Here is a 15,824-nt window from a genome sequence, read left to right on the forward strand (position 1 = left end):
AAAAATAGCACATTACAAAATATTCTATCTAAACTGCAAAATCCAATATTTAAAAAACCCGACATTTCTGCCGGGTTTCTGAAAAGTATATGTATTCTTAATCTTTATCCGTTCATAGAAATCAAAAACTCCACATTGTCCCTCGTGCCTTTCATACGCTGCAACAGGAACTCCATGGCTTCCTGAGAATTCATATCGGACATGAGTTTTCTGAGAATCCATACCCTTTGCATTTCCTCCTTGTCCATAAGTAGATCTTCCCTTCTGGTACCAGAACCCGGCACATCGATGGCCGGATAAATCCTTCTGTTGGACAATTTCCTGTCCAAAGCCAATTCCATATTGCCAGTACCCTTGAATTCCTCAAAAATCACCTCATCCATTTTGGAACCGGTTTCAACCAGTGCTGTGGCGATAATGGTCAATGATCCCCCATTTTCCACATTCCTTGCTGCACCAAAGAAACGCTTCGGTTTGTGCAGGGCATTGGCATCAACACCACCTGAAAGGATTTTTCCTGATGAAGGCACTACAGTATTGTAGGCACGGGCCAAACGGGTAATGGAATCCAATAGGATAACCACATCATGTCCGCATTCTACCATGCGCTTTGCTTTTTCCAAAACGATAGAAGCCACTTTTACATGCCTATCTGCCTGCTCATCAAATGTTGAAGAAATAACTTCTCCTTTTACTGAACGTGCCATATCGGTAACTTCTTCCGGTCTTTCATCTATTAAGAGCACCATCAGGTGCACTTCGGGATGGTTTTCCGCAATAGCATTGGCAATCTGCTGCAGCAATACCGTCTTACCAGTCTTGGGCTGTGCCACAATCATGCCCCTTTGTCCCTTACCTATAGGTGCAAAAAGATCCAGAATTCGGGTGGAGTAATTGTCATGACGGGTAGAAAGGTTCAATCTCTCTTCCGGAAACAAAGGTGTTAGGTACTCAAAAGGAATCCGGTCGCGGATTTCTTCTGTGGTTTTCCCATTGGCGCTGATGACTTTTAAAAGCGCAAAATATTTTTCTCCTTCTTTGGGAGGACGGATAGTTCCCTTGATATGGTCTCCTGTTTTTAGGCCAAAAAGTTTGATCTGTGAAGGAGATACATAAATGTCATCCGGAGAGGCCAGGTAATTGTAATCCAGAGAACGCAAGAAGCCATATCCTTCGGACATGATCTCCAAAACTCCCTCGTTTTCAATAATACCTTCAAACTCCCGCACACTCACGAAAGGACGCTTTTTGGTAGGCACTACTTCTGCTGATGGAATATGTGCCTCTTCTGTATCTCTTAAATTTTTTCTTCTTGGAAGATCTGCCTCTCCCTCAGCAGGTGTGGAAGATGTTGCAGCGGAAGGTGTAGGTTCCACTTCCACCACTTTTCTTCTGGGCCTGATAAATTTTGGTTTCTCATCGTCCTGTGCGGCTGCAGGAGCCGGAGCTGGAGTCGGAGCAGGTTTTTTGGGAGTCGCCTTTTCTTCTTTTTTCTCCTCTCTTTTTTCCTTGACAGGGGGCTTTGATTTTGATTCGGATTTCTCTTTTGCTGCTTTTTCAGCAGCCTCTTTTTCAGTCACGTTCTGTCTTTTAAATTTTGGCTTGGTCTCTGCCTCTGCTTCCTTGGGTGGTGTAGCGGGACTTTTCTTCTCTGGTTCTGGGGTTTCTGCTGCTACCGATGAAGGCTTCTTCTTAGGCAATGCCTGTTCGGGGGTGATGGCCTGCTGGTCCAAAATGGCATAAACAAGATCGTCTTTTTTGAGGTTCTTGAAATTTTTTACGCCCAATTCCTCTGCAATTTCCTTCAGTTCAGAAAGAAGTCTGATTCTTAATTCTTCTATGTTATACATAAAAAGCTTATGGTATTAATTTGATACTAAGATGTGTGTGAATAGTATTGATTGATTGTATTGAGTATTACTGATCTGAATGAAAAAGATATTCAGGAAAGTAAAAATCCAAGGGGGTCAGGATTTTTAATTACTGTAATGCCACAATAATACGGGATCAAAATTGAATACGCAAATTTTAAACACAAAAGAAAGCAAAAGGGACCTAGTTTCCATACAATTAATGAACTTTGTACAAAGTACCAAGGAGCTATCTTGTTAAAATGTTCACTGCCTGTCAACTGTTACCGTTAACCCATGAACACTGAACCCTATTTTGTTCAAACGTTCACACGTTCATGGTTTTACGAATCTTATAAGGTATCCATGAACCCATGAACACTGAACACTGAACCATGAACCATGAACCCATGAACCCTGAACCGATTTATGTTCAAATATTCAATGTTAACTAAATGAACACTGAACCCTGAACCCTATTTTGTTCAAAATTTTTATGTTAACTATTAACCGTTAACTCTAAAGGTCCTCCCTTTCCTACTTCATCATCTGCCTCAGGACCTTCACCGATTTCCATTCTGAATGTTGATCCAAGTGCTTGGAATAAAACAGCAACATATGATCCAGAAGGTTTCTTCGGATATGGGAGGGGACATTTCCCCTGAATCCAAAAGATGTTTCCATCAAACCTTGTAGGTAAAGCATTTCAGGCTGCCAATCCATTTGCTTGGTGAAATTCTCCTTAAGTTCCTCAAAAAAACCCATGGCATCATCAGGTGCAAAGCCAAGATACCTGGAGGTTTCCCATAAGAAGGCTACCGGGTAATGACTCAAAAGTGCCATATCCCCGTCCAGTTGCCCAATGGCCAGATCCAAGTAATCGAATAAGTCTTCATTATGATAACCATCATAGATGGATTTGGCCAAAACTTCAGCAACAAACAAAGCAATACCAGAACGTTGAAAATCAAAAGGAATTCTTTGGTAGGCCTTCCCTAACCGTACTTCTGAAATACGTTGCAGGTTGGCATTTTCTTTATCATACACCACCAGGTCTAAAAAAGTAAGGGGTTGATAAAAGCCCATTTTTACCTTGGCATTGCTGCTTCGTACCCCATTGACAATATAAGATTTAAGTCCCAGTTCCCGGGTAAAAATCCTAACTATAATGGAAGTCTCTTTGTACCGGATGTAAGAAATGACAATACCTTGGGTCTTGATTAACATAAGCCCCTCATTATTTAAGGTCTTCATAGAAGCATTTTCTGCACCTGGCTTCATAACTGTCCTTTTCACCAAGAAGCACTTTTTCCTTTGTGGCTGAAAGCCTGAAAGAATAGGATGCCAGGTCCCCGCATTTCATGCAGATCGCATGTACCTTGGTCACATACTCAGCTATCGCCAGTAACTGGGGGATGGGTTCAAATGGATTGCCCTCAAAGTCCATATCCAATCCCGCAAGAATGACTCTTTTTCCGGAATTGGCCAGGACCTTGGCCACATGAATGATCCGGTTATCAAAAAACTGAACCTCATCAATCCCAACCACATCACAGTCGCCTGCCAATAAGATAATGTCTTCGGCAAAATTAACAGGAGTAGAGCGGATGGCATTTTCATTATGGGAAACCACATCAAATTCATGATAGCGCTTATCTACCGTAGGTTTGAATATTTCCACTTTCTGTTTGGCTATCAAAGCCCTGTTCAACCTTCGGATCAGTTCTTCGGTTTTCCCGGAAAACATAGAACCGCATACGACCTCAATATGGCCTTTCTTATCTTTTGATCTGGTTTTCCCTATAGAAGGTTCAATAAACATATGCCTACTCCGTATATTCCATATGAGGGAATTTATTTTCTTCTGCTACGCGGATCAAGAGTTCCCCTGATTCCAATTTTGCTTGGCAAGATAACCTTTCATCGGCTTTTAATCTTCCTCTTGCCCTGAAAAATTCTTCCCTTTCCGTCAAAGGACTAAGACCATCAATTCCTGCACGGACAATCATTTTGCAAGTGGTGCACCTGCCCTTTTTTCCACAAGCATGCATCCAGTCTATGTAGTTTTCATGAATTAATTCAATAACTTTACGTCCGCTCTCCGATGAAATTATTTCGTGATTTTTTAGATTTTCTATAATAACTTTGATCATGATTTTCGTTGGGAAGTGACTTGTTTCTAACAATTCGATAGCTTATGACCATCAACAATACATACATTCAGGATTACGCAGCACAATTTACGGACAAAATCTGCAAGGAATATTTTTCACAAAGGAAATACATGACCGGGCCTCAAATGGTTCAACTTACCCCGAGTGTTCAGGTAAATTTTTTTACCATCAAATCGCTTTTTGAAGCTTGGCAAAAAGAATTGGAAAAGCTCAAAAGCAATCCCTATTTTGACTACAGGGACAATGCTGTCCATGAAGCCCTTCGGGAATTCATGAATGTGCTATCCCGCAGCATTAAAGTAGAAAGGAAAGATTTTGAACCCTTACTCCGGGAAGCTGTTGCAGCAGCTATCCATCTGGCCCTTGACCCTGTAGCTTATTTTGAAAAGGAGTTTGAGAAAAAAGAATCCAGCAGGTTAAATTCCTACCTCAAAGAAAATAAAAAGTATTTCAAATGGCATACGGATCTTATATCCAACCTGATTGACAGGGCGGGAATTCCACAAACAGTGGAAGCTTATCAGCAGGCCCTGAATCAAAATTTCGAGAAGTTCAATGATAAATTGGAGCCCGCCGAAAAACTATTGTCCTCCATGCATACCTTTCAAGCAATCGATTGGTCCCGATTGGTCAATACTACCGGTCTGGAAGTAAAAGATTCGGATTCAGAGCAGGCAGGTTCCCAGTCTCCTGAAATCCAGGAAAGCCAAGTCTCTTCGCACACAGAAAGTGGTGAAGAATCCATCACAGAAATGCCGGAAAAAAAAGAGGAATTAACCCCTGGGGAGGCTTCTGAAAAATCTTCTGTCGAGAAAGCTTCAAATCATAAAATCAAGGATGGAGAAAAAGCCCTGGACCCACTTCAGGTATGGTCAAAATTTGAAATGGAAGAATATTCCATCATGAAAGGCAGTATCAAAGACCTCTCAGAAAGTGTAGGGATCAATCAAAAGTTTATGTTTACCCGAGCCTTGTTTGATGGAAATCCGGATTTAATGGGAAATGCACTTAAATCCCTGGATGCATGTGAAAGTTTTGCAGAAGCCATTGAACTGCTCAATCAGCGGTACGTCGCGGAACTCAATTGGAATAAAGATTCGGACGAGGTAAATGAACTGTTACAATTGATATTTCGAAAATTTGATCACAGAAACTGATCTCAGCTCATCCTTCCCAAGAGCTGAATCCTGTGGGAATCGAGTTTGATAAAAATAAACAGCAAAATGGTAAATGACCATAAAGAAGAACCTCCATAGCTAATAAAGGGAAGGGGGATACCGACTACCGGAAAAAGGCCAATTGTCATGGCTATATTGATCATAAAATGAAAAAATAAGATGGAGATCACACCATAACCGTAAACCCTCGAAAACCTGTTTTTCTGTCTTTCAGCAAGAAAAACCAAGCGTATCAATAAGGCACAAAACAAGAAAATTACCACAAAAGAGCCCAGCCATCCAAACTCCTCTCCTAAAGTACAAAAGATAAAATCTGTATGTTGTTCGGGCACGAAGTCAAATTTGGTCTGGGTTCCTTCCAGGTAGCCTTTGCCCATAAGCCCACCTGATCCGATGGCTATTTTTGACTGGGTCACATTCCATCCGACCCCTAAAGGATCAAGGTCTGGATTAAACAAAACCATAATTCTATTTTGCTGATGTTCCGGCAATTTGGAGACCACATAGTCCAGGCTGTAAGTATATCCAATGACCAAGAGTCCAAGTACCGAGAAACCGATAATCCTGCTCCATTTTTTTTTACCCAGCCAGATCAGGGCAAGAACCAAGACTACTACTCCAAGAACAATGTAGATGTTATTTTCTATTCCGAGCGCCAACAAGGAAATTGTTATGAAAGAAAGCCCGAATATGTAATAGCGCTGCGGCATACCTTCTCTATACAACATAACAAAGAATGCGGAGTAAACCATGGCTGTCCCGGTATCCGGCTGGAGCATGATCAAAGCCACTGGTATAAAAATGATCGCCAAAGCCTGCAACTGGTACTTTCCCTGGCCAAGGTCAAATGTTGGTCTTTCCATAAATTTGGCAAGTGCGAGGGCAGTAGCAAATTTGGCAAATTCTGCTGGCTGTAGCCTAAAAGCACCAATTTCAAACCATGCACGCTGCCCGTTGATCTCTTTCCCAAAAAAAGGCGTAATCAATAAAAAAAAGAGAAAAATACCATACAGTACCAAAGAAAGGTTTTCAAAGAGCCGGTGATCAGCTACCATGATCAAGGTAATAAGCAGTACTGCGGTCCCTATCCAGACCAGTTGTTTTCCGGAGTTGATGGAGAAATCAAAGATACTTTTAGCTGCTTCTCCATCATAAACAGCTGCATAAATATTGAACCAGCCCAAAATGACCAGGGAAGCATAGATTAAAATCGTAATCCAATCTATTTTATTGATGTATAAATCCTCCTGTCTCACTGTCAATAAATAAAGTTTCCTGCCAATACATAATCTTGCAGGGCAGGACGGGTGATATTACCCCTAAGGTATTTTTCAATCATCAGGCTGGCTGTACTTGCAGCGGCCCTACCTCCCCAGCCTGCATTTTCCACATAAACGGCGATAGCAATTTGCGGATCTTCTTTTGGTGCAAAAGCAATGAATACAGAGTGGTCTTCTCCTTGTGGATTTTGCGCTGTTCCGGTTTTACCTGCAATGGCAATATCCTTGATCGCAGCCCTGGCTGCAGTACCATAAATTGCTTCTGCCATAGCATCCTGAATAAGGTCAAAATGATGGGCATCGACCCCCACATCATTTTTGGTCCTGTATTTCAGGGGTATCTTATTAGGGTCTCCATTAACAGCTTTTACCAAATGCGGTGTGTAATAATATCCCTTATTGGCAAAAACAGCTGCCAAGTTGGCCATTTGAAGAGGAGTTACCATCATTTCCCCTTGTCCGATAGACAGGGAATAAATGGTAGAATATTTCCACCTTCCAGAACCATAAATCCTGTCATAATATTGACTTGCAGGTATGGAACCACCTTTTTCATTGTAAAGGTCTATACCCAAAGGTCCTCCAAGGCCAAATTTCAGTACATATTCCCTCCAGGCATCCAGTCCGACCTCAGTATCTTTAAAAGTATTCCTTGAAACCTCTCTGTTGATCATGGCGCGGTAGGCCTGATGGTAATAAGGATTACAGGAATATTTTACAGCCCCAAATAAATTGACGGGGTTGGGATGGTTATGGCAAGCCACAAGAGAGCGGTTACAAGAGTAAGTAGTATTTGGTGTGAGCACGCCCATTTGGAGACCTATTAGGGATTGGACAACCTTGAAGATGGATCCCGGAGGGTACATGGCCATTATGGGCCTATTAAAAAGCGGTTTGCTTTCATCCCTGTTCAGTACCAGGTAATTTTCTCCAAATTTGGCCCCGGTAAGCAGGTTAGGGTCATATGTCGGAGCTGAAATCATGGCCAAAATTTCACCGGTTTTTGGTTCTATGGCCACCACAGATCCCCGCTTTCCGGACATCAACATCTCCCCATATTCCTGGAGTTCAAGATGAATGGTTGAAGTTAGATTATGGCCTGCAATGGAGGCAGTATCATATTCTCCACTTTTAAAGGCCCCTTTATCCACTCCCCTTACATTCACCATTTTATACTTAACCCCTTTCAAACCCCGTAGTTCGGGTTCATAATAACCTTCAACCCCACTTAAACCCACATAATCTCCTTGCCTGTAATAATTGAGGCTATCTCTCTCCAATTGCCTCGCGCTAATTTCTCCAATGTATCCCAATGCGTTGGATGCAGCGGGTTGGGGATAGGACCTTACTGCCCTCGTCATTACAAAAAGACCGGGGTAATCAATAAGGTAATCCTGAATACGGGCAAAATCAGTAGTAGAAATCTGCTTGATCAAAGGAGAAGGCTTCACTGTAGAATACTTCTTGGCAGCATTATAGCCTTCAATCAACTGTTCTTTACTGATCTGAAAGAGTTCGCAGAATCTGGCAGTATCCCCTACACTGAATTCTTTGGGAATCACCATCAGGTCAAATATGGGATTATTGTAGACCATGATTTTCCCGGTACGGTCATAGACCAAACCCCGGTAAGGATGATCCACTACCCTTTGTATGGCATTTCTTTCCGCTCTCTTTAAAAAACTGTCATCAGCAACCTGAATCAAAAACAATTTGGTCAAGAGCACCACACCCACCAATGCAATGGCTACTACGATGACAATTGGTCTTTGATCATTCATTTATAAACCCCTTCTTCTCCTATAAAACATTAATTGTACAATGATACTCATTACATAGACAAAAATAATACTTGCTATAATTTTTTGAACGACAGGAAAGAACAAATTGGTTCCTATGTTTTCAATATAAAAAAATAATGTGTGATGTAAAATGATCAATGGCAAGCTATAATAGGTAAACCAACCAAAACCCATATTCAAGATAGATGGTTGTAAGTTTTCATCATATCCACCTGTGGGGGTCAGTATTTTCAGCCAGAAATTCCTAAGAAAGGCCAAAGCTACCAAACTGGCTGTATGTAAGCCCAAAGTATCATAAAACACATCCACTCCCAGGCCCAGCCCAAAAGCAATCAGCATAACCGGGACAGTCTTCATTTCCAGCGGAAGAAGCAAAATATAGAGCACATATAAAAAACAGAATGCAAAACCAAAAACCACCATGTTTTTAAGCAAGACCACCTGAATGATCAAGTAAATCAAAAAACCTCCTATCAATAAAAATATCCTGTTGCTGTTCATTTCAGTTTGATGGATCTAAAGATTGTAGCTCATCCTCAAAAAGGTTTTCCACGAGGTATACATAGGAAACCCTGGAGAAGTCTGTTGCCAATTCTATGGTGATATCCAGATAATTGGTCTCCGCCCCCTGAGCGACTTCAATAATTTCACCTATAGGAATTCCTTCGGGAAAGACAGCATTGTAACCTGATGTGACCACCTTATCTCCCACCTGCAGGTCTACATGCCTGGGCACATATAGTAATTTTGCTTTTTTGGAATCTCTGCCATCCCATTTTGTAGAACCAAAAACCTCAGAGGATTCGATTTTGGATGAAACCAGAAGTTCGGTATGGAGCAAGGAGATTACAGAGGCAAAGTTTTTTGTAACCCCTTTTACCCTTCCGACTACACCTTCCTCATTAAATACTCCCATCCCTTCTTTGATACCATCTTTGGCGCCTTTGTTTATCGTCAAAAAATTTTGGGAAAGGTTAATGGAATTATTGATGATTTTTGCTCCTTTGAATTGGTAATTGGAGGCCATTAAGGTATCCAAAGGAATAATAATACTGTCTGCCGGTTGCCTATACCTTTCGAGTTCCTGCAAGAGTACCGTGTTTTTCTCTAGCAAAGCTTTGTTTACTGAGACCAAAGAAAAATAATCAAATACATTACTCTGCGTGTTGAGTATGTTCCCACTTAATTGGTTGGCACTATTGAAAAAGACTGAACCCTGTTGTGAATTATTGGAAACGATCAGCGAAATTGCTGCTGCTTCCAATACAACAAACAACAGAAAAGCCCTTATTCTATATAGGAATAATAATATGCGCTGCATTCAATCATCAGGTCATCAAGACAGTTCTGAAATTGTCTATATTTTTCAAAGCAGTTCCTGTACCTCTTACTACTGCCCTTAAAGGATCTTCTGCTATATGAATGGGCAATTTGGTTTTTTGATGCAATCTTTTGTCGAGGCCTTTTAGCAAAGCCCCTCCTCCAGTAAGGTGGATTCCATTGTCATAAATATCTGCGGATAATTCGGGAGGGGCAATTTCCAATGCCTTCAATACAGCTTCTTCGATTTTGGAGACAGATTTATCCAATGCAAAAGCCACTTCTGAATAAGACACCTTAATGACCTTAGGAATTCCGGTCATCAGGTCTCTACCCCTGATTTCGTAATCTTCAGGAGCATCGTCAAGTTCGGTCAATGCCGAGCCTATGGCTATTTTCACCTTTTCAGCAGAACGCTCTCCTATAAGTAGGTTATGCTGTCTGCGCATGTAATCCAAAATATCTTTTGTAAAGGTATCTCCCGCCACCCGTATGGACTGATCTGCCACTATACCGGAAAGGGCTATCAGTGCAATTTCAGTGGTACCTCCTCCAATATCCACAATCATTGATCCCATAGGCTTTTCTATATCTATGCCAATACCGATGGCAGCAGCAATGGGTTCATAGACCATGTAAACTTCTTTGGCTCCGGCATGTTCAGCTGAATCCCTTACTGCTCTTTTTTCCACCTCTGTAATTCCAGATGGAATACAGATGACCATCCTATGGGATTTGGGAAACATTCCTTTTTTATGTCCTGGAATCATTTTAATCATTCCTCTGATCATCTGCTCGGCTGCATAGAAATCAGCAATCACCCCATCTTTCAAAGGCCTGATTGTCCTGATGTTTTCATGCGTTTTCTCATGCATGTTCATGGCATCCTTTCCTACAGCGAGTACCCTATTGGTAGTCCTGTCTATGGCAATGATAGAAGGCTCGTCTACTACAATCTTATCCTTATGAATAATCAGCGTGTTGGCCGTTCCTAAGTCAATTGCAATATCGCTTGAAAAAAAATCGAATAATCCCATTATGTGTGTTTATTGATTGGTCTGATTGGTAAGGTGCTAAATATAGTATGAAATGCTTAGAACATTTAACGTGGGTGGGCAAAATTATTATCTAATTCTCAATTTATTACAACAATGTGGTTTTTTTTTGTAAATATAAATTTATTACCTTTGTGGAGTATTATCCGTGCTTTAGGAGGGGACATCAGTCCCCTCTTTCATTTATCAGCATCGAAAGACATGAATTTAAAACAAGAAATAGAGGAAATTGCCAATAAGCACCTGCCCGACGAGGCTCATTTTGTAGTAGAAGTACAGGTGGCTGACAAAAGCAATAAGCCTCAGATAAAAATACTGATCGATTCGGATACTGGCCTGGACATTGGTACCTGTGCCAAAGTAAGCCGCTCTGTAGGGGAAGAGATTGAGGCCATGGAGCTTTTGCCTGGGGCTTATGTCCTGGAAGTTTCCTCTCCGGGCGTGGATTATCCCCTATCCTCCAAGCGGCAGTACAATAAAAATGTAGGTCGTAGATTAAAAGTAAGTCTAGAGGAAGGCAAAGAATTAGAAGGTACGCTTTTATCGGTATCGGATACAGATATTAAACTGAAAGTAACAAAAAAAGAAAAGGGGAAAAAGGCCATTGAGGAAGAAATTACTCTGCCTTTGGAACTGATAAAAAAATCAATTGTGTTGGTCTCTTTTAAATAAAAAAAATGGATGCTAAAGTTCTTATAGAATCATTTGCAGAGTTTGCAAGATCTAAAAATGTGGATCGCCCAACCATGATCCGTATTCTGGAAGATGTATTTAGAGCGATGATTCGCAAGAAATATGAGACAGATGAAAACTTTGATGTAACCATCAATGCTGACAAGGGTGACCTTGAAATCCTTAGAATCAGGGAAATTGTAGATGATAACTCAGAAGACATTTGGGATTTTGATAAAATCAGCCTGACCGAAGCCAGAAAAATCGAACCCGATTTTGAAGTTGGGGAAGAGGTGTATGAAAAAATTGAACTGGAAGAATTTGGCAGAAGGGCAGTAATGATGGCCAGACAGACCCTGATTCAGAGAATCAAAGATTTGGAAAAGGATTTGCTTTTCAATCAATATGAAGAACTGGTAGGTGAGATAGTATCTGCGGAAGTATATCAGATTTTGGGAAGGGAAGTATTGTTGATCGATGGAGAAGGCAACGAACTTATACTCCCCAAGGGAGAGCAGATCTCCAAGGACAGGTTCAGAAAAGGAGATACGGTCAGGGCCATTGTTCACAAAGTGGAAATGGTCAATGGGAATCCGAGAATTATCTTATCAAGAACTTCCCCGATTTTCTTGGAGAGATTATTCGAAAATGAAGTTCCCGAAGTATTTGACGGCCTGATCACAATCAGAAAGATTGTTAGGGAGCCCGGGGAAAGGGCCAAAGTAGCAGTAGAATCTTACGATGACAGAATTGACCCTGTGGGAGCCTGCGTAGGAATGAAAGGAAGCAGAATACATGCTATAGTGAGGGAACTTCAGAATGAGAATATTGATGTCATCAATTATACAGACAACCTGGACCTTTATGTGGCCAGAGCATTGAGCCCTGCTAAGGTTACTTCCCTTACTGTAGATAAGGATAACAAGCGTATCTCAGTCTACCTGAAACCTGACCAGGTGTCCATGGCAATCGGCAAGGGAGGATTCAACATCAGACTGGCTTCCAGACTAGTAGGTTATGAAATTGATGTATTTAGAGAACTCAGTGATTACGAGGAGGAAGATGTGGATTTGGAAGAATTTGTGGATGAAATTGATAATTGGGTAATTGATGAGTTGAAGAAAACAGGACTGGATACTGCAAAAAGTGTACTTTCACTTACCAAAGAAGACCTTATAAGAAGGACTGAATTGGAAGAAGAGACCATTGATGAGGTATTTAAAATCCTAAGACAGGAATTTGAACAATAAATAAAGGCCAAATAAGAGAAATAATTGGCCTATATTTGCCAAAACATATATTAGAGAGAGTTTTTAGCGCGTATGTCAGAAGAAAAAACAATGAGATTGGGCCAGGTGGCAAGGAAACTCAACGTAGGAATATCTACGATTGTGGAGTCCCTTGCTAAGAAAGGCTTTGAAGTAGAAAACAATCCCAACTCCAAAATCAACGTGGATCAGTTCAACATGTTGGCCAAGGAGTTCAAATCCTCTGCTATGGAAAAAGAGGAAGCTTCTCATCTTTCTATAGGTAAGCGTCACCATGAGACTTTTACCATTGAAGCCGAATCAGATGCGAAGGAGGAGAAAAAACCTGAGCCGGTTCAGGAAGCAAAACCTACGGAGGCACCAAAGCCTCAGCCCAAACCGGAAGCACCCAAAGAAGAAAAGCTAGAAAAGGTCCCTGTAGATGCTCCAAAGCTTCAAGGAATCAAAGTTTTGGGTAAAATTGACCTTAGCGGCAAGAAAGAAGAGCCTAAGAAAGAAGAAGAGAAGGCTCCTGAAGCGCCCAAAGTCAAAGAAGAAATCAAGGAGGCACCAAAACCTGCTCCAAAGCCAAAAGAGAGTACCCCACAGGCTGTGAAGCCTCAACCTAAAGACAACGACGCTAAAAAAGAAAAAACTCCTCAACCAGAGGCAAAAAAAGAAACGCCTGCTCCTCAACCAACAGAAAAGCCAAAACCTGTAGAAGCTAAAAAAGAACCTCAACAAAAGACAGAAACACCTGATCAAACGGAGCAGAAAAAACCTTTGCAGGTTATTTCTGCTAAAGCTGATGCATTGAAAGGGCTTACTGTTTTGGGTAAGATTGAACTACCGGCAGAGAGATCCAAGAAGAAAGGGAAACCTGTGGCTTCTTCTGATGAAAAAGGGAAAGAAAAGAAGAAAAGACCTAGGAAGAGAATTGACAAAGCCGGTGGTTCTGACAGGCCTGTGGATGCCAATAAGCCACAACAAGGCGGCAGACCAGGACAAGCTGGTGGCGGTGGCCCAAGAGACCGAAAAGGCAAAGGACGTGGAGCCAATCAAAATACAGGCAGGGTTCAAAAAGCAGAGCCTACCCAAAAAGAAATACAAGATCAGATCAAGCAAACCCTTGCAAGACTTCAGGGGGGCGGTAAAGCAGGAAGTGGCAAAGCGAAAAGAAGGGATAAAAAAGCGGAAAGACAAAAGGAGGAACTCGATGGTCAGGAAGATACAAGGGTATTGAAGGTGACAGAATTTATTTCTGCCAATGACCTCGCCTCACTGATGGATGTTTCTGTGAATCAGGTAATTGCTAGCTGCATGTCACTTGGCATGTTTGTTTCCATCAACCAAAGATTGGATGCAGAGGCCATCACCATTATAGCTGATGAATTTGATTATGAGGTTGAATTTACCAAACCTGATGAGGAAATAGAGGTTGCCGAAGAAGATGATAGCCCGGAAGATTTGGATCCAAGAGCTCCAATCGTAACCATTATGGGTCACGTAGACCATGGTAAGACTTCTCTTTTGGACTACATCAGAAGATCTAAAGTAACCGCAGATGAAGCAGGTGGCATCACACAGCATATCGGTGCTTATGATGTAACCACTTCTGGTGGAGATAAAATTGCCTTCCTGGATACTCCGGGTCACGAAGCCTTTACAGCGATGCGTGCAAGGGGAGCTAAAATCACAGATGTTGCCATCATTGTGGTAGCTGCAGACGATGACATCATGCCTCAGACCAAGGAAGCCATCAATCATGCGCAGGTAGCAGGCGTACCGATGATCTTTGCGATCAATAAAATCGATAAGCCGAATGCCAACCCCAATAAGATCAAAGAACAATTGGCCAACATGAACCTATTGGTGGAAGAATGGGGAGGTAAATACCAATCTCAGGATATTTCTGCCAAAATGGGTACAGGTGTTGACGAATTATTAGAAAAAGTATTGCTGGAAGCTGAGGTTTTGGAACTAAAAGCCAATTCCCATAAAAAGGCTGTAGGAACTGTAATCGAAGCATCATTGGATAAAGGTAGAGGTTATGTTGCCACTATCATGGTACAGGCTGGAACTTTACATGTTGGAGACATCATGCTTGCAGGTCCGCACTACGGGCGTGTAAAAGCCATGTTCGACCATAAAGGCAAGAAGCTAAAAGAAGCAGGGCCATCTACTCCGGTTCAGGTTTTGGGACTAAGTGGCGCACCTCAGGCAGGTGATAGCTTCAAAGTCTATGATACTGAAAGGGAAGCAAGAGAGATTGCCAATTCCAGAGAGCAGATTCTCAGAGAGCAATCCATGCGCACCAAGAAACATATTACACTTGATGAAATTGGAAGGCGTTTGGCAATTGGTAGCTTTAAGGAATTGAACCTTATCATCAAAGGCGACGTGGACGGGTCTGTTGAAGCGCTTTCTGATTCCTTGCTCAAACTTTCTAAGGATGAGGTATCGGTAAATATCATCCATAAAGGTGTAGGACAGATTTCTGAATCTGATGTACTATTGGCTTCTGCTTCAGATGCCATCATTCTTGGGTTCAACGTAAGGCCTTCTTCCAACTCCAAGCGATTGGCGGAGCAAGAGGAAATTGAGATTAGGCATTATTCTATTATTTATGACGCCATCAATCAAATCAAAGATGCGATTGAAGGGATGCTTGAACCAGAATTTGAAGAAATTATTACAGGAAACATACAGGTTAGAGAGGTCTTCAAAATTTCCAAGGTGGGTACCGTAGCCGGTTGTTATGTAACAGACGGGTACATCACACGAAAAAATAAAATCAGGGTCATCCGAGATGGCATTGTAATTCATGATGGTGTAATCGATCAATTGAAGCGATTCAAAGACGATGTGTCAGAGGTCAAAGCTGGCTACGAATGTGGGGTCTCCATCAAAGGCTTTAATAACATAGAAATCGACGATACCATTGAAGGGTACATGATGCAGGAAATCAAAAAGAAAAAATAAAGATTAAAAAAAAGGAGCTGCAATGGCTCCTTTTTTATGTGACTGAATTTAGCTAACTCATGATGGAAGCGTTGCGTTGGTTCTTCTTAATCCTTGCAGGTTTTGGTTTGGTTTCGTAGTTGGCAGGATTGTACAAGCCGGTTACGGTACTTTGGTTTTTGGATCGAATGAACCGGAGCAAGGTTATTAAAATTTATGGTGCATTGACTCTTTTTGCATTAAGCACCTGTTATCTCTTGAAATTTTTATAAAGCCCTTTCCGGA

At 41.6% G+C, this 15,824-nt stretch carries 13 protein-coding genes; 4 read left to right on the forward strand and 9 right to left on the reverse strand.

Annotated elements, in window-relative coordinates; all coding sequences use genetic code 11:
- Positions 1-104: 104 nt before the first annotated feature.
- The 4 genes from rho to QZT73_RS15245 all read right to left on the reverse strand — a co-directional run bounded on the left by rho (position 105) and on the right by QZT73_RS15245 (position 4,003).
- The gene (gene rho, locus QZT73_RS15230; protein WP_291782394.1) at positions 105-1,850 is read right to left on the reverse strand and encodes a transcription termination factor Rho; all 1,746 of its coding nucleotides are present in this window, start codon (positions 1,848-1,850) and stop codon (positions 105-107) included.
- 537 nt (positions 1,851-2,387) lie between these two features.
- Positions 2,388-3,131, reverse strand: a complete 744-nt coding sequence (gene recO / locus QZT73_RS15235) for a DNA repair protein RecO (RefSeq protein ID WP_363331101.1) — start codon at positions 3,129-3,131, stop codon at positions 2,388-2,390.
- On the reverse strand, positions 3,088-3,672 hold the full coding sequence (locus QZT73_RS15240) for a thymidine kinase (RefSeq protein ID WP_291780256.1): 585 nt from the start codon (positions 3,670-3,672) through the stop codon (positions 3,088-3,090). The genes recO and QZT73_RS15240 overlap by 44 nt, the downstream gene beginning before the upstream one ends.
- 4 nt (positions 3,673-3,676) lie before the next feature.
- Positions 3,677-4,003: a 2Fe-2S iron-sulfur cluster-binding protein gene (locus tag QZT73_RS15245; RefSeq protein WP_291780253.1), complete on the reverse strand. Its 327-nt coding sequence runs from the start codon at positions 4,001-4,003 to the stop codon at positions 3,677-3,679.
- 44 nt (positions 4,004-4,047) lie between these two features.
- Here QZT73_RS15245 and QZT73_RS15250 point away from each other — a divergent pair, with 44 nt between their 5' ends.
- A complete protein-coding gene (locus tag QZT73_RS15250; protein ID WP_291789061.1) occupies positions 4,048-5,181 on the forward strand; it encodes a hypothetical protein in 1,134 nt (377 codons plus the stop codon).
- A gap of 2 nt (positions 5,182-5,183) precedes the next feature.
- Here QZT73_RS15250 and rodA read toward each other — a convergent pair whose 3' ends face one another.
- The 5 genes from rodA to QZT73_RS15275 are packed head-to-tail and all read right to left on the reverse strand — an operon-like array spanning position 5,184 to position 10,641.
- A complete protein-coding gene (rodA, locus tag QZT73_RS15255) occupies positions 5,184-6,458 on the reverse strand; it encodes a rod shape-determining protein RodA (RefSeq protein WP_291789063.1) in 1,275 nt (424 codons plus the stop codon).
- Between the two features lie 2 nt (positions 6,459-6,460).
- Positions 6,461-8,263, reverse strand: coding sequence for a penicillin-binding transpeptidase domain-containing protein (locus QZT73_RS15260; protein WP_291780245.1), 1,803 nt, complete (start codon positions 8,261-8,263; stop codon positions 6,461-6,463).
- Positions 8,264-8,785 carry a rod shape-determining protein MreD gene (locus tag QZT73_RS15265; RefSeq protein ID WP_291789066.1) on the reverse strand — a complete coding sequence of 174 codons (522 nt, stop codon included), beginning with the start codon at positions 8,783-8,785 and terminating at the stop codon, positions 8,264-8,266.
- A 1-nt stretch (position 8,786) separates the two neighbouring features.
- Positions 8,787-9,605, reverse strand: a complete 819-nt coding sequence (gene mreC, locus QZT73_RS15270; protein WP_291780241.1) for a rod shape-determining protein MreC — start codon at positions 9,603-9,605, stop codon at positions 8,787-8,789.
- Between the two features lie 7 nt (positions 9,606-9,612).
- Positions 9,613-10,641 (reverse strand): rod shape-determining protein, encoded by a 1,029-nt coding sequence (locus QZT73_RS15275; protein WP_291780237.1) that lies wholly within the window; start codon positions 10,639-10,641, stop codon positions 9,613-9,615.
- 219 nt (positions 10,642-10,860) lie between these two features.
- On the opposite strand from QZT73_RS15275, the gene QZT73_RS15280 reads away from it, so the two are divergent.
- From QZT73_RS15280 to infB, 3 genes are all read left to right on the forward strand, one after another.
- A complete protein-coding gene (locus QZT73_RS15280; RefSeq protein ID WP_291780235.1) occupies positions 10,861-11,331 on the forward strand; it encodes a ribosome maturation factor RimP in 471 nt (156 codons plus the stop codon).
- A 5-nt stretch (positions 11,332-11,336) separates the two neighbouring features.
- Positions 11,337-12,581, forward strand: coding sequence for a transcription termination factor NusA (gene nusA, locus QZT73_RS15285; RefSeq protein ID WP_291780232.1), 1,245 nt, complete (start codon positions 11,337-11,339; stop codon positions 12,579-12,581).
- 72 nt (positions 12,582-12,653) lie between these two features.
- Positions 12,654-15,560, forward strand: coding sequence for a translation initiation factor IF-2 (gene infB / locus QZT73_RS15290; protein ID WP_291789068.1), 2,907 nt, complete (start codon positions 12,654-12,656; stop codon positions 15,558-15,560).
- The last annotated feature ends 264 nt before the right edge of the window (positions 15,561-15,824 follow it).

It is taken from the genome of Cecembia sp., assembly GCF_007126775.1.
GTDB lineage: Bacteria > Bacteroidota > Bacteroidia > Cytophagales > Cyclobacteriaceae > Cecembia.

What these genes read in the sequence shown, in the direction of transcription:
- rho (WP_291782394.1), bottom strand. Translation starts at nt 1,850, where the DNA reads ATGTATAACATAGAAGAATTAAGAATCAGACTTCTTTCTGAACTGAAG.
- recO (WP_363331101.1), bottom strand. Translation starts at nt 3,131, where the DNA reads ATGAAGCCAGGTGCAGAAAATGCTTCTATGAAGACCTTAAATAATGAG.
- QZT73_RS15240 (WP_291780256.1), bottom strand. Translation starts at nt 3,672, where the DNA reads ATGTTTATTGAACCTTCTATAGGGAAAACCAGATCAAAAGATAAGAAA.
- QZT73_RS15245 (WP_291780253.1), bottom strand. Translation starts at nt 4,003, where the DNA reads ATGATCAAAGTTATTATAGAAAATCTAAAAAATCACGAAATAATTTCA.
- QZT73_RS15250 (WP_291789061.1), top strand. Translation starts at nt 4,048, where the DNA reads ATGACCATCAACAATACATACATTCAGGATTACGCAGCACAATTTACG.
- QZT73_RS15260 (WP_291780245.1), bottom strand. Translation starts at nt 8,263, where the DNA reads ATGAATGATCAAAGACCAATTGTCATCGTAGTAGCCATTGCATTGGTG.
- QZT73_RS15265 (WP_291789066.1), bottom strand. Translation starts at nt 8,785, where the DNA reads ATGAACAGCAACAGGATATTTTTATTGATAGGAGGTTTTTTGATTTAC.
- mreC (WP_291780241.1), bottom strand. Translation starts at nt 9,605, where the DNA reads ATGCAGCGCATATTATTATTCCTATATAGAATAAGGGCTTTTCTGTTG.
- QZT73_RS15275 (WP_291780237.1), bottom strand. Translation starts at nt 10,641, where the DNA reads ATGGGATTATTCGATTTTTTTTCAAGCGATATTGCAATTGACTTAGGA.
- QZT73_RS15280 (WP_291780235.1), top strand. Translation starts at nt 10,861, where the DNA reads ATGAATTTAAAACAAGAAATAGAGGAAATTGCCAATAAGCACCTGCCC.
- nusA (WP_291780232.1), top strand. Translation starts at nt 11,337, where the DNA reads ATGGATGCTAAAGTTCTTATAGAATCATTTGCAGAGTTTGCAAGATCT.
- infB (WP_291789068.1), top strand. Translation starts at nt 12,654, where the DNA reads ATGTCAGAAGAAAAAACAATGAGATTGGGCCAGGTGGCAAGGAAACTC.